Consider the following 13,207-nt stretch of genomic DNA (forward strand, 5'->3'; position numbering starts at 1 on the left):
TGCACTCGGCGCACGCCCCCGCCCCGTCGGCGCCCCCGCGCCCCAACCGCCGGCTCCCGCACCCGGCCGGACACTCCCGGGGGAGGCCCCGGCCGGTCCGGGCCGGCGACGTTCAGGCGACCGGCACGGGCGGGCGGCGCCGGCCGGCCCGCAGCACCCGCCAGACCGTACGCGGCGCGAGCAGCCGGGTCGGCGGGTCGATCAGGTTCAGCACCCGCAGGAACGCCGCCCCCAGTTCCGGGTCGGCGACCGCCCCGGCGTGCACCCGTTCCACGTACGCGTTGACGAACCGCACCTTCGGCGTACGGCGACCGGGCACCGCCGGGAAGCGCAGGTCGGTGCCGACCGAGATCGCCCACGGGCCGTCGACGACCCTGGCGGCGCCCTGGAAGAACCGTCGGGCGAGCCGGGTGCCGCCGGCGGCGAGCAGGTCGCGCAGCAGCAGCGCCTCGAGCGCGGCGACCGTCATCCCCTGGCCGTAGATCGGGTTGAAGCTGCACAGCGCGTCGCCGACGACCAGGTAGCCGTCGGGAAACCGGCGCAGCCGTTCGTAGCGGCGGCGCAGGCTGGCCGGAAAGCGCATCCGGACCGGCGGGGACGCCGGAACCGCCGACCGGAGCAGGGCGCCGATCTGCGGGGCGGCGAGGGTCTCGGCGTAGCGGACCAGGTCCTCGTCGTCGTGCGGCGGTTCCTCGCCGAGCATGCCGCAGATGGCGACGGCGAACCTGTCCCCCTCCTGCACGGCGACGATCCCGCCGCGTGGCAGCGCGGGGGTGGCGTTGGTCAGCGCGCCGAGCAGTCCCTCCAACTGGTCGGGTTCGCGGCGGTAGGTGCGGGTGACGTAGGTGACGTCGACCCGTACCCGCTCCTCGGGAGCGGGGGCGTAGCCCAGGCGGTCGAGCCACACCGGGGTGCGGGAGCCGCGCCCGCCGGCGTCGACGACCAGGTCGGCGTCGATCGTGGACTCCCCCGCGTCGGCGGTACGTGCCCGTACCCGTACCCCGGTGACCCGGCGGGCGTCCGGCGTCGCGGTGGGGCCGAGCACCTCGGTGTCCGGCAGCAGGGTCACATTGGACAGTGCGCGGACCCGGGCCCGGACGACGTGTTCGAGCAGCGGACGGCTCACCCCGAACGCGGTCATCGGCGACGGAGCGCGGCGCATCCGGAACCCGTCGTTGTACCAGTGGACGTCGTCCTGGAGGTCGACCATGGCACCGCCGAGCGCGGCGACCTCTTCGGACAGTCCGGGGAAGAGTTCCTCGAGCACCTCCCGGCCCCGGGCGAGCAGGACGTGCAGTTGCCGGCCCTGCGGTACGCCCCGGCGGGCGGCCGAGGCGTCGGGCAACGGATCACGGTCGACGACGGTGACGTGGGCGTACGTCTCACTGAGAGCGCGGGCGGCCAGCAGGCCCGCGATGCTGGCGCCGACCACGACGGCCCGCTCCGCGTGTGTCATGGCGGGAGCCTACGGGCGCCGGGGCCACAGATCGACCGAACATGTTCCCCGGCCGCCAGACCCCGTAGCGAAATACACCTATTGCCGGGAATGTCACCCTGCTACGTCGACCGCTGTATGTCCCGCGCGAGTCAATTCCTTCTCCGAAATCCAGACCCTTCCGGAAGTAATGTCCGAAACGAAGCGGCCCGGCCAAGGAGGCACTGATGAATGGTTCTCGATCAACCCTGCGGATCACAATAGGCGCTGCCGTCGCCACCGGCGCGATCGCCTTTTCCGGCCCCGCCTGGGCGGAAATCAACTATCCCCCCTCGGGCTCCACGCGCGCCGTCGAGCACCCGGAGGTCAGCGGCCGCGCCACGCCCGGAAGCACCGTCACCGTCTACGCCAAGCAGGCCAGCGACCAGGTCTTCGGCTGCTCGGTGCTGGTGCCCGCCAGCAGCGAGTGGGCCTGCACCTTCATGAACCCGATCCCGCCCGGCACCTGGCGCTTCGACGCCCTCGAGGTGCACCCCGACCACTCCGCGACCAGTTCGTCGGTCGCCGGCATCGTCATCACGCCACCCGATCCCAACCAGCCCGACCAGCCGACGCCGGCCGTCGAGGAGGACCGGCCCACCCCCGGGGAGGCGGACCCCTGGGCGGAGGAGTCGCAGTGGGAGGGCGACCCCTGGGCCGACGAGGCGACCGAGGCCACCGAGGCACCGCAGGAGCAGACCCCGAGCGCGTCGACCAAGAGCCTGCCGGCCACCGGCACCGGAATGGGGGTCACGCCCTTCCTGCTGGCCGGTACGGCACTGCTCGGAACCGGGGTGGCGACGCTGATCTGGGTCGGGCGACGGCGTACGGAACAGGGCTGACCAATCCGCCGTACCGTCCATTCGCGATGCCGCCGGATGGAATTGACTTGGCCTGACTAAAATCGACTCGGCCGGGGCGAAATCGATCCGGCCAGGCGAAAATTGAAATGCGTGCGTGACCGCGGACTCCATTTGCGGAAACTGTTTACCACCCGTCCGGAACGGTTCACCGGCACCGCTCGCCGGGATCCGGTAATGCGGCCGGCCCCCGCTCCGGGGATAATGCCGGCAGCCGGAAGAGGGGTGGGACGGGTGGACGTCATCGAGAACGGCCCGCCGGAGCCGAGATGGACACCGCCGGGCTGGCTCGCCACGATCGCCGTGACGCTGGTCGCGGCGGTGATCGTGGCCGGCTTCCTCGGCCTGCGCGGCTCCGGCCCGGACACACCGGCCGCTGCCGGCCCGGACGCGCCGGGCGCCGCCGCGAGCCCCGGCCCGGCCACGGCATCCCCCGGGACCGCCGCCCCGGCGGCCACCCCCCGGGCCGTGCCGTGCCCCGTCGACCTCGCCGGGCCGGCCACCACCGCCGGCCCCCCGGTCGCCGCGCTCGCCATCGGTGACCCCGGCACCCCGCCGGGGCACGGCCTCGAACGCTGCGACCTGGACGCGCAGGACGGCCCGTGGACCGCGGTCGTCCGCCGTACCTCCGGCGTGCTCGGCCGGGGCGGCGCGGTCGTGACGTACCCGGTCGACCGCGCCCCGACCCCGGCCCGGACCGTGCCGGTCGGCGGGGTCGACGCCGACGCCGGCCCCGGCTGGCTGGTGTGGCCGCTCGGCGACCGGCACGCGCGGATCCGCGGCGACCTGCCCGAGGCGGACCTCGCCCGGATCGCGGCGGCCACCACGGCCGCCGGCGGCCGGCCGGTGGTGACCGCGCCGGCCGGGTTCCGGGTCGTCCACACCGGGCCGTACGCGTCGCCGACCGTCCGGCAGGTCCGCTACGGCACGGTCACCCTGGACGAGCAGGCGGCGCTCGGCAGCGGCCTGGTCGTCGTCGGCCTGCGCACCGGCGGCGGGCTCGAGGACCAGATGTACGTGACGAACACGGTGGACGCCGGCCTGGTCGCGGGCCGGCCGGCGCGGGTGTTCACCGGGCTGCTGGGCGGCAACGCGGCCATCGCCTGGGAACCGGCTCCGGGCCTGGTCGGCTACGTCCTCTACAGCGGCGCCAAGTGGCACGACGCCGCCACGGCCGCGCTGCGCCGGCTGGCGGAGCGCACCGTCCCGCTCGACCGCGACGCATGGCGGTCCACCGAGCAGTCCGCCCTCGACGCTGACGACCTCACGCCCTGACCGCACCCACGTCCACCCCGCCCGATCGCCACCCCGGCGCGACCGCCACCCGGCGCGACCGCCACCCCGCGCGATCAAGGGGATGTCCCGGGCATTCCACCCCGGGACGGCCACGACTAGCCCTTGATCAGCGCGGCGGCTCAGCGCACACGGCGGGCGGGTCAGGATGCGGTGTAGGTCTTCAGGGCCTCGAGCTGGTCGGGGAGGCCGTAGGCGCGGACCACCTCGTTCAGGTTGACGTAGGTGGTGCCGGGCTGGCCGCCGTGCCAGGCGAAGTCGGCCGCGGCCAGACCCGCGACCGCCCGCCGCTGCCGGTCGGTCAACCCGCCGAACGGGGTGCCGGGCGCCACCCGCCCGTCCGGGAACACGGCGCCGAGCAGCGCCGACACCAGCGGTACGGCCGGGTAGGGCGCGGTGGTCGGCAGCACGGTCAGCACCGCGTCGACGGCCCGGTCGACGTGCTGCGCGGGTTGGGCGAGGGCGAGCGCGGCGTAGCCCGGCAGGTTGCCGTCGAGGAACGGCAGCCGATTGCGGCGGGTCGTCGCCTCGGCGGTCATCGTCTCGACCAGCACCGCCACCACCCGGTCGCTGTCGACCGCGCCGAGCCGGGCGGCGGCGATCGCGGCGGCGGCGCGTACGACCGGGGCCGGGTCGTCCAGGGCCGCCACCACGTCGGCGGCGGCGGGGCCGGCCAGCAGCCCGTACGCGATCAGGGCGGTGCCCCGGACCACGGGTGAGGTGTCCTCGCGGATCCGGTCCAGCAGCGCCGGGCCCAGCGTCGCGGAGTCCTCGGGGAACCAGCCGAGCAGGTAGGCGCAGGCGGTACGGACGGTGGCGTCGGCGTCGCCGAGCAGCGGCAGCAGGTGGGGCAGGTCGGCGCGGACGGCGTCGTAGGCGTCGACCGCCCACTGCTGGTTGGCGGTGACGAGTTGCGGGTCGAACAGCGACGCCTCGAACTCGCGGGAGGTGCGTTCGCTCTCGTCGGCGGCGGCCTCGACCCAGGCGGCGACCCTGGCCCGTTCGGTCTCCGGGTCGGTGGCGCGCAGCCGGTCGAGTTCGGCCCGGTGTTCGAGGATCGGCAGGCCGTCGGGCAGCCACGACTCGTCGTAGCCGATCGCGATGCTCGCCAGCAGGCTGAGGATCTCGTCCCGGCCGGTGGTGGCCGGGTCGGCGGCGAGTCCGGTGAGGAACGGCACCGCGTACGCCGTCGCCTGGTAGCGCGATCCCTGGTGGAAGATGTTGCCGTACAGGGCGTGCAGGGACTTGTCCACTTCGGATGGATCGGTGGCCGCCAGCGCCCGCAACTGGTCGGGGACGTCACCGGCGGGGCCGTAGGCGTGTTCGAGCCCGGTCCAGTCGATCTCGTCGAGTGCCTTCAGGTCCTTCACGCGCGCCTCCCCCGTCGGGCCGATCCGCCGACGAGAGCGTAGTGCCCGGCGCCCCGCCGACGGGTCAGGGGCCACGGCGTGGCGACGGGTTCCCGGCGAAGCGGCGTGGCGGCGGGTCCGGTCGGGTGTCGCGGCACCGGACCAGGTCGAGCATCGCGGCGCCGGACCGGGCGAGCAGCACGGTGCGAGACCGGGCCGGCGGGCGGTGTCGGACCGGTCCGGACGCACCCGGCCGGCATGATCGGGGCGGCGGGCGGGTAGGACGCGGGGAACGACGAGCCGATCCGGAGGCGACCATGCAGCCGTTCATCTTCGATCCGTGGCTGTGGCGCGACCAGGCCATCCTCGCCGGCGGCTACCGCGGCGCGGCGGCGGACGAGGGGCCGACCGAGCAGCGCCGTGAGGCGGAGACCGACGAGGGCGGGCCGGGAACCGAGGTCGACCTGGTCGGCTACGAGGTGGAGGCGACCGACGGCGGCATCGGTTCGGTCGAGGAGGCACCGCCGGACACCGGGCACCTGATCGTCGACACCGGGCCGTGGATCTTCGGCCGGCGGGTGATGCTCCCGGTCGGCACCGTGACCCACGTCGACCACCTGAACCGGACCGTGTACCTCGACCGGACCAGGGACCAGGTGAAGGAGGCCCCCCAGTTCGACCCCGACACCGGTAAGGCCGTCGACTTCCGCAAGCAGGTCGGCGACTACTACACGGCGAGTTACCGTGACGGTGGGCCGGTCGGCGGAGGGTGACCCGTCACCGTTACGGCGCGTGCGGGGCGGCGTCCCGGCCCGGTTCGTATGCTCGCCCCATGGAACTGCGGATCTTCACCGAACCTCAGCAGGGTGCCTCCTACGACCAACTGCTCGCCGTCGCCCGGCTCGCCGAGGACGCCGGGTACGGCGCCTTCTTCCGCTCCGACCACTACATGATGATGGGCGACGCCGACGGCCTGCCCGGCCCGACCGACGCCTGGGTGACGCTCGCCGGGCTGGCCCGCGACACCAGCCGGATCCGGCTCGGGACGCTGATGACCGCGGCGACGTTCCGGCTGCCGGGGCCGCTGGCGATCGCGGTCGCGCAGGTCGACCAGATGAGCGGTGGCCGGGTCGAGTTCGGGATCGGCAGCGGGTGGTTCGAGACCGAGCACACCGCGTACGGCATCCCGTTCCCGCCCCTCCGGGAGCGGTTCGACCGGCTGGAGGAGCAGCTCGCGATCATCACCGGGCTGTGGGACACGCCGGTCGGGCACACGTTCGACTTCAGCGGCAAGTACTACCAGCTGTCCGACTCCCCCGCCCTGCCGAAGCCGGCGCAGTCGCCGCGCCCGCCGGTGCTGCTCGGCGGCCACGGCGCGAAGCGCACCCCGCAGTTGACCGCCCGGTACGCCGACGAGTTCAACGTGCCGTTCGCCGGGATCGACGACACCCGGACGCGGTTCGAGCGGGTCCGGGCCGCCTGCGCCGAGGGCGGCCGCGATCCGGGCAGCCTGCGGCTGTCGAACGCGCTGGTGCTGTGCTGCGGGCGTACGGACGAGGAGGTGAACCGGCGCGCCGCGGCGATCGGCCGGGAACCGGACGAGTTGCGCGCCAACGGGCTGGCCGGCTCGCCGGCCGAGATCGTGGAGAAGATCGGCCGGTATGCCGAGGTCGGCACCGAGCGGGTCTACCTGCAGGTGCTGGACCTCGACGACCTGGCCCACATCGAGCTGGTCGCCGCCGAGGTGGCGCCGCAGTTGTGACGGCGCCCGGGGTGCCGGCGCGGGTCGCCGGCACCCCGCAGGTGTGCGTCCCGGGTCGCCGGGAACTCCCCGGGTCGCCGCTGGCTGGCGACGGGTGACGGGAGGGCGCACGATCGACGTTCCGCTGACGTACGACGCCCACGAGCGGGGGCTGACCGGTGACGGGGTCACCAACGACCAGCCCGCGTTCGCGCGCGCCGTGGACGAGCTGGGCGCCGGGTACGCCGCCGACGGGCGGCCGCGGGTGCTGCGCTGCCCGCCGGGGGTCTATTCGATCCGCGACGCCGGCACGGTGTGGCGAAGCGGCGTGTCGCTGATCGGCGCCGGGATCGGGCTGACCCGGTTCGTGCTGGCCAATCCCGGCAACCGCGGCGATCCGACGCCGCTGGCGTTCTTCACCACGCTGTGGCACGGCGCCGGGCGTGGCAACCCGATCGTCGACTGCACGTTCGCCGGTTTCGAGATCGACGGCACCGGTGTGGAGCTGCCCGAGTACGACGTACAGGCCAAGGGCCTGGGGTTGCAGTACGTGCTGCGCGGCCGCTTCCGTGACCTCTACATCCACGGCACGGCGGCGACCGGGCTCGGCTGCGACTTCCTCCAGGACTGCGTGATCGACGGGGTGATCGCGATCGACTGCGGCCGGCTCGACATCCACCACGAGAAGGGTGGCGCGGGCATCGGTGTCGGGATCGGCGGTTGGGGTGACGTCGAGCGGTTGACGATCACCAACTGCACCACCGTCGGCAACGGCCAGAGCGGCATCTTCTTCGAGCTCCAGGACGCGGCCTGGGACCGGCCGCGCGGCATCCACGTGTCGGGCTGCCACGCCGAGGGCAACCGGTTCGGCATCTCCGACTGGGGCGCCGACGGGCTGCTGCTCTCCGGCTGCACCCTGGTCGGCAACGCGGAGGCCGGATTCGACGTCTCCGGGGAGGGCACCGTCGGCGTCGGCGGCCGAGGCGGGATCGTCAGCGACTGTCTCATCGACGGCAACACCCTCGACGGGGTGAGCATCGGCAACACGCCCGGCCCGTACACGGTGCGCGGCAACCGGATCAGCGGCAACGGCCGGCACGGCTACCGCGAGCACGACCTGCCGGGCTCGATCGGGCCGGCGGGCGGCATCGTCATCGACGGCAACGACATCTGGGCCAACGGCCTGGACGGGATCCGGTTCGACTGCGCGCTCACCGACGCGGTGGTGACGAACAACCGGATACGCCACAACGGGATGCAGACCGCGCCGGCCGGTGCCGGCTCGGGGACGACGGTGACGTACGGGCCGGCGTCGCTGACCGACACGGCGGCCCACTGGCCGGTCGACGGCCACCGGGGCAAGACGGTGACCGCCGGTTCGGTGACCGCGTTCGTCGCCGCCAACTCGGCGACGACGCTCGTCCTGGCCCGGCCGCACGGGGCCCGCCACGGGTGGCACGGCTCCGTGCCGGCGGCCGGTACGGCGTACCGGCTGCCCGACCCGCCGACGGTCCGGGCCGGCATCGCCGTCGCCGCGCCGCTGGTGCGGTCGACGGTCAGCCGGAACCGGATCTGGGACGACCCGGCGCACGCCACCCAGACGCACGGCCTGTGGATGACCGGGGCCGGCACCCGGTCGGCCGGCCGGATGTGGGACAACGACCTCACCGGCAACTCCGTCGCGCCGACGCGCGCGGACGACCCGCCCGGGGACGGGCCCCACGGCTGAACGCGACGGCGGCCGGCCGCGTGGTGCGGCCGGCCGTCGCGGGTGCCCGGGTCAGCCGGCGTCGCGCGCCGCGCGGCGCCACTTCACCACGTCGTCGACGATCGTCCAGAGCACCGTGGCCGCGATGATGACGGCGGTGACCTGGTAGACCACGTTCCAGTCGCCGGTCGCCGCGGTGACGTCGAGCCGGTCGAAGAACCGGGTGTCGACGAGTTCGCCGCGGAGCAGCAGGACCAGGGCGGCCGTCCAGCCGACCACGTTGAGCGCGGCGCTGGCGAGCACGAGCGTCCCGCTCGGGCGGCCGGCCCGGTAGCGGGCGACGGCGAGGGCGACGGACACGGCCAGCAGGACGAACAGCGCCGGGATCCAGAAGCCCCACAGCTCCGGCCGCAGGAACGGCACCGGGTCACCGGCGTCGTCGCGGACGAAGCCGACCTGCTGCTGCCAGATGACGACGAAGGCGAACAGGACGGTGCCGACGATCATGACGACGAGTTCGGCGACGCCGGTCGTACGCCGGGCGACGTCCGGCAGCATGTCCAGCGACCAGGACGGGACGCCCTTGGCACCGGCCGGCCGGGCGTTCTTCGCGCCGCTGCGTTCGAGGACGACGAAGACGAGCGTGGTCCAGAAGGTCAGGTGCACGCCGATGGCGAGCACCGACGTGACGACCGTGCCGACGATCCGCTGCGGCGGCATCCCGTCGAGCAGGTCGACGGCGACGGCGGCGATCGCGCCGATCGGCAGCACGATCAGCAGGAGCGTCTTGAGCAGGCGCAGCCAGGTGAAGTAGTAGGCGGGCCCGAGCAGGAAGGTGGGCCGGTCGAGGTAGCGGGCGGCGAGGTGGGCGGGATCGCCGAGGTCTTCGAGGGTCGCGCGCTCGGCGGCCGGCGGGGTCTCGCCGGCCTCGACGCGTCCGTCGACGGCGTCGGCGATGGACGCGCGCAGCTCGCGCTCGAGGTCGTCGCGCTCGGCGGTCGGCACGGAGTGCAGCGCGGCCGCGATGTATCGGTCGGTGAGGGTGTTGGTGTCGGTCATGACGATCCTCTTCGGCGGGGTGTGGTCGCGGGTCGCGCGGCCGCGCGGCGGTCGGGTCGGGTGTTGTGGCGTCATACCTGCAGGGCGTCGATCGAGGCGCGCAGGGCGTCCCAGTCGGCGCGCAGTGTCTCGGCGACGCGGCGGCCGTCGTCGCTGACCCGGTAGTACTTGCGGGGACGGGGTTCGTCGGTGTTCCACAGGCTGGTGAGCAGGCCCTGCTTCTCGAGCCGGCGCAGCAACGGGTAGAGGGTGTTGGCGTCGACGGCGAACCCGGCCTCGTTGAGGCGTTCGAGCAGGCCGTAGCCGTAGCCGGGGGTTTCGAGGAGCACCAGGCAGGCGAGCACGACGGTGCCGCGTCGCAGCTCTTGCAGGTGCCCGGCCGTTACTTCGTCCATGCCAAACACCATACTGTGCGACACACACCATTGCAACAGGCTGATGTATTGGTTGCTGGAAGGACATCGTGATCATCCGTACCAGTGACTTTTAACCGGGTTTCCAGTGCGGGGCGGCACCCTGAGCCGATCCGGATCCAGCGTGATCCGTCGAAAGATTGGGGAACCCGCGTGGCAACACCCGTATCCGCCGGCACCGCCGCACACGATCCGCCGGACCTGCGGCCACCGACCAGAGCCTCACGGCGCCGGTGGTGGCAGCGGGCCGTCACCACCGGCGCCATCGTCACCGCCCTCGTCACCGGCAGCGCCTCCGTCGCCCACGGCTCCACCGTCACCTGGGACGAGGCCGGCCTGCGCGACAAGCTCTTCGCGGTCCAGCTCAGCAACCACGGCGGTGACCCGACCAGCGTCCGGCGCATGGTGGTGTCGGCGGCGGTACTCGACTGGCGAGCGGCGAACCCGGAGGCCACCGCCGAGCAGATCACGGCGCTGATCGACCAACTCGACGCCGCGGTCACCGCACGGCACGACCGCATCGCCACCATCGGATCGAGCTACGGCTTCATGGTCAACGGCGTCGACGCGGTGCTCGCCGTACCGGCCATGGCCAAGATCGCCACCCCGCAGGTCTCAAAGGTGGTGGCCAGCACCTGGGGCGCCGGCCTCGACGCCGAGCCCATCCAGCGGCACCAGGTGAGCGGCTCGTACCAGAACTACGCCTACCTGACGCACCTCTACGAAGAGCAGAACCGGGTCTTCATCGAGACCGCCCGGGCCGGCCGGACCGACGGCGCCCTCGGGGACGCCTGGGACGCGCGGATCGGCGCGGCCGCCGGAGTGGCCGTCGACGACGACGTCGAGACGCTGGCCGCCAAGGTGCCCGGCCTCGACCTCGCCGAACTCGAATCGGCCCGGAACAACCCGGTCGAGTACGAGGCCCGGGCCAACGCCCAGCTCAAGAAGCGACTCGACGCCCTGGAGGCCGCGACCGACGACGCCACCAAGAAGGCGGCCGCGGAGGCGGCGAAGAACCCGCCGACCGCCCCCACCGACGAGGAGCGGGCCAAGCGGGAACTCGCCCTCGCCCTGGACGCGGCCAAGGAACGCAAGGCGGTCATCGACGATCTCGGCAAGGGCATCGAGGCCCTGGCCCATCTCATCGGGTTCAAGGACAAGGCCATCGGCAAGAAGGTCTCCGCGGTCGGCAAGGCCGGCGTGACGATCGCCACCGCGATCAGCGAGTACCTTCCCAAGATCGTGGGCAAGAGCGTCGTCGGGGCGCTGACGTCACTGAGCACCATGGCCCTGACCGGCAACATCCTCGGCGCGGTGATGTCGCTGACCGAGGTGTTCCTCCCCGGTCCGGACCCGACGACGCTCATCCTCGAGGAGGTCGCCCGGGTCCGGCAGGACATCACCGAGCTGCGAACCGAGATGAACGTGCGGTTCGACCGGATCGAGAAGGCGCTGGTCGCCATCCACGAGGACATCGTGACGCAGCTCGGCCGGATGCAGGGCGACATCGAAGAGATCCGCCGACAGCTCACCGACATCCAGAACACCCTGCTGTCGCTGGACGCGAAGATGGACGCGGCCGCCAACTCGACCCACCTCGCGCTGAGCCAGGTCATCCTGCAGGATTTCGGCGTCACGGGCGTGCAGAACCTGCGCTACGAACAGAGGACCGGGCGGGAGCTGCAATACGAAAAGTACTGGGACGCCCTGACGACGTTCTACTACTACGGCGAGAACAACGCCCGCATGTCCCCGCTCACCCTGACCCAGCTCGAGTCGGGGCCGGCCGCCGCGAACCTGCGCAACACGCTGCTGAACTACTCCACCCACGGATCGCTCTACCTGCTGGCGGATCTGGCCCGCGGCAAAGGGTGGGCACCGGGGCTCCCCCTCCCCCGGGTGGACACCGTCCACCAGGGCGTACCGAACGCCGGAATGTGGCTGTCCGCGGCCCGGGCGTTCAACGGCATGGCACACCAGAGCGAGGAGTTCAGCCGGACCACCCCCGACGTCAGGAACCAGCTCGCGGCGCTCAGCGGCCGGGGCACCGAGATCACGGGTGTGGTCCGGTCGTTCAGCAACCCGCAGGACGGCAAGACCAACGAGCTGTACACCAACCTCATCAAGGAGTACCGGACCGCGCTCGACGGGGTCAGCCGGGAGCTGGCCGCACTGCGGGTCGCCGCCGGCGACAACAAGGTCGACCCGTTCGGTCCGGGCGACCAGGCACCGCCGGCCCGGATCACGACCGAGGCCCTTCCGACGGTGCTGCCTTGTTCGGGAACCGGCCCCCGGGTGTCGACCCCGGACGGCGCCCTGCTCAACGGGCTGCCGCACGCCTACCACACCGCGTACAGCATGCTGCCGGAGGAGGACCGCCCGATCCTGACCGCCTGCTACGACGCCTCGTACCTCAACCACGACTGGTACGAGACGCAGATGGAGACGGGTTTCACCGCCGACATCGACCTGACGATCCGGGTACGGACCAAGGACCGGTGGCCGGGAGCGGCCTGGAGGGACGTCCGGACCGTGCAGTACACCGGCCCCGCCGGCAAGGTCGAGTTCACCAACAACCGGACCGGCCACCACAGCAAGGTCGAACCGAACCAGATGGTCTACAACAAGTGGTCGACCATGAAGCCCCAGGTGGAGCGGAGCACCCGGCTCGCCACCGTGTCCGGCGCCCAGGACGCGACCTGGCTCTCGGTCGTCGGCCTGCTACACGGCAAGCAGAAGGTCTACTACCAGAACGTGGTGACCGCCCTCGGCAACCCGACCAGCGACCTGGCCAAGGCGGCCGACAAGCTCAACGAGCGGCTGATGCTCCTTCAGGCGTACACCGAGGCCGGGTTCCCTAAGGCGCTGCGCACCAACGACCGGCTGAACGGGCTGCTCTTCGGTGAGGAGCACCTGCCGGGCAAGTTCCTGCTCGGAACCACCGGGTCGGACCACCTGCTGTCCACGTTCCTGGGCGCGCTCAGGAAGTACGACCGGTGCCCCGACGGCGGGGTGCCGTGCACGCCCTGGATCGACCCGAAGCCGGAATACATCCCCCAGTACGGCAAGGAGTGCCCCACCGGGCCGCTGCCCGCGACGCTGGCCGGTGACCCGGTCGGCAACTGCATCGCGACGCAGGGCTACCTGCGGACCGACGCGCTCGCCGAGGAATACCAGCGGCAGTCGACGTACCTCGCGAACGGCGTGTACGCCGAGGGCCTGCCCGAGATCGAGGAGGGCCAGGTCCACCTGAACGTGGTCGGGCGGCTCACCGGGCACGTGACCAGCGACAAGCCCACCCGCCGATAGG

The 13,207-nt window shown here is 72.7% G+C and carries 10 protein-coding genes; 6 read left to right on the top strand and 4 right to left on the bottom strand.

Annotated elements, in window-relative coordinates:
- Positions 1–112: 112 nt before the first annotated feature.
- Positions 113–1,456 carry an FAD-dependent monooxygenase gene (locus AB0I42_RS14290; RefSeq protein ID WP_357537404.1) on the bottom strand — a complete coding sequence of 448 codons (1,344 nt, stop codon included), beginning with the start codon at positions 1,454–1,456 and terminating at the stop codon, positions 113–115.
- 206 nt (positions 1,457–1,662) lie between these two features.
- On the opposite strand from AB0I42_RS14290, the gene AB0I42_RS14295 reads away from it, so the two are divergent.
- Both AB0I42_RS14295 and AB0I42_RS14300 read left to right on the top strand, forming a co-directional pair.
- A complete protein-coding gene (locus AB0I42_RS14295; protein ID WP_357537406.1) occupies positions 1,663–2,316 on the top strand; it encodes a hypothetical protein in 654 nt (217 codons plus the stop codon).
- 252 nt (positions 2,317–2,568) lie between these two features.
- Positions 2,569–3,609 (top strand): hypothetical protein, encoded by a 1,041-nt coding sequence (locus AB0I42_RS14300; protein ID WP_357537408.1) that lies wholly within the window; start codon positions 2,569–2,571, stop codon positions 3,607–3,609.
- A gap of 161 nt (positions 3,610–3,770) precedes the next feature.
- On the opposite strand, the gene AB0I42_RS14305 is transcribed toward AB0I42_RS14300, so the two are convergent.
- Positions 3,771–4,997: a HEAT repeat domain-containing protein gene (locus tag AB0I42_RS14305; RefSeq protein ID WP_357537410.1), complete on the bottom strand. Its 1,227-nt coding sequence runs from the start codon at positions 4,995–4,997 to the stop codon at positions 3,771–3,773.
- 296 nt (positions 4,998–5,293) lie between these two features.
- Here AB0I42_RS14305 and AB0I42_RS14310 point away from each other — a divergent pair, with 296 nt between their 5' ends.
- The 3 genes from AB0I42_RS14310 (at position 5,294) to AB0I42_RS14320 (ending at position 8,446) form a co-directional block, all read left to right on the top strand.
- The gene (locus AB0I42_RS14310) at positions 5,294–5,749 is read left to right on the top strand and encodes a PRC-barrel domain containing protein (protein WP_357537411.1); all 456 of its coding nucleotides are present in this window, start codon (positions 5,294–5,296) and stop codon (positions 5,747–5,749) included.
- 59 nt (positions 5,750–5,808) lie between these two features.
- Positions 5,809–6,738 carry an LLM class F420-dependent oxidoreductase gene (locus AB0I42_RS14315; protein ID WP_357537413.1) on the top strand — a complete coding sequence of 310 codons (930 nt, stop codon included), beginning with the start codon at positions 5,809–5,811 and terminating at the stop codon, positions 6,736–6,738.
- 94 nt (positions 6,739–6,832) lie between these two features.
- Positions 6,833–8,446: a right-handed parallel beta-helix repeat-containing protein gene (locus AB0I42_RS14320; protein ID WP_357537415.1), complete on the top strand. Its 1,614-nt coding sequence runs from the start codon at positions 6,833–6,835 to the stop codon at positions 8,444–8,446.
- A gap of 51 nt (positions 8,447–8,497) precedes the next feature.
- On the opposite strand, the gene AB0I42_RS14325 is transcribed toward AB0I42_RS14320, so the two are convergent.
- Both AB0I42_RS14325 and AB0I42_RS14330 read right to left on the bottom strand, forming a co-directional pair.
- The gene (locus tag AB0I42_RS14325) at positions 8,498–9,484 is read right to left on the bottom strand and encodes a permease prefix domain 1-containing protein (protein ID WP_357537417.1); all 987 of its coding nucleotides are present in this window, start codon (positions 9,482–9,484) and stop codon (positions 8,498–8,500) included.
- A gap of 71 nt (positions 9,485–9,555) precedes the next feature.
- Positions 9,556–9,879, bottom strand: a complete 324-nt coding sequence (locus AB0I42_RS14330) for a PadR family transcriptional regulator (protein WP_357537418.1) — start codon at positions 9,877–9,879, stop codon at positions 9,556–9,558.
- Between the two features lie 171 nt (positions 9,880–10,050).
- On the opposite strand from AB0I42_RS14330, the gene AB0I42_RS14335 reads away from it, so the two are divergent.
- On the top strand, positions 10,051–13,206 hold the full coding sequence (locus tag AB0I42_RS14335) for a hypothetical protein (RefSeq protein WP_357537420.1): 3,156 nt from the start codon (positions 10,051–10,053) through the stop codon (positions 13,204–13,206).
- Position 13,207: the final 1 nt, after the last annotated feature.

The sequence above is a fragment of the Polymorphospora sp. NPDC050346 genome, assembly GCF_040655695.1.
Taxonomy (GTDB): Bacteria; Actinomycetota; Actinomycetes; order Mycobacteriales; family Micromonosporaceae; genus Polymorphospora; species Polymorphospora lycopeni.

Coding starts and splice junctions, on each gene's coding strand:
- AB0I42_RS14290 (WP_357537404.1), bottom strand. CDS start 1,456: ATGACACACGCGGAGCGGGCCGTCGTGGTCGGCGCCAGCATCGCGGGC.
- AB0I42_RS14295 (WP_357537406.1), top strand. CDS start 1,663: ATGAATGGTTCTCGATCAACCCTGCGGATCACAATAGGCGCTGCCGTC.
- AB0I42_RS14310 (WP_357537411.1), top strand. CDS start 5,294: ATGCAGCCGTTCATCTTCGATCCGTGGCTGTGGCGCGACCAGGCCATC.
- AB0I42_RS14315 (WP_357537413.1), top strand. CDS start 5,809: ATGGAACTGCGGATCTTCACCGAACCTCAGCAGGGTGCCTCCTACGAC.
- AB0I42_RS14325 (WP_357537417.1), bottom strand. CDS start 9,484: ATGACCGACACCAACACCCTCACCGACCGATACATCGCGGCCGCGCTG.
- AB0I42_RS14330 (WP_357537418.1), bottom strand. CDS start 9,879: ATGGACGAAGTAACGGCCGGGCACCTGCAAGAGCTGCGACGCGGCACC.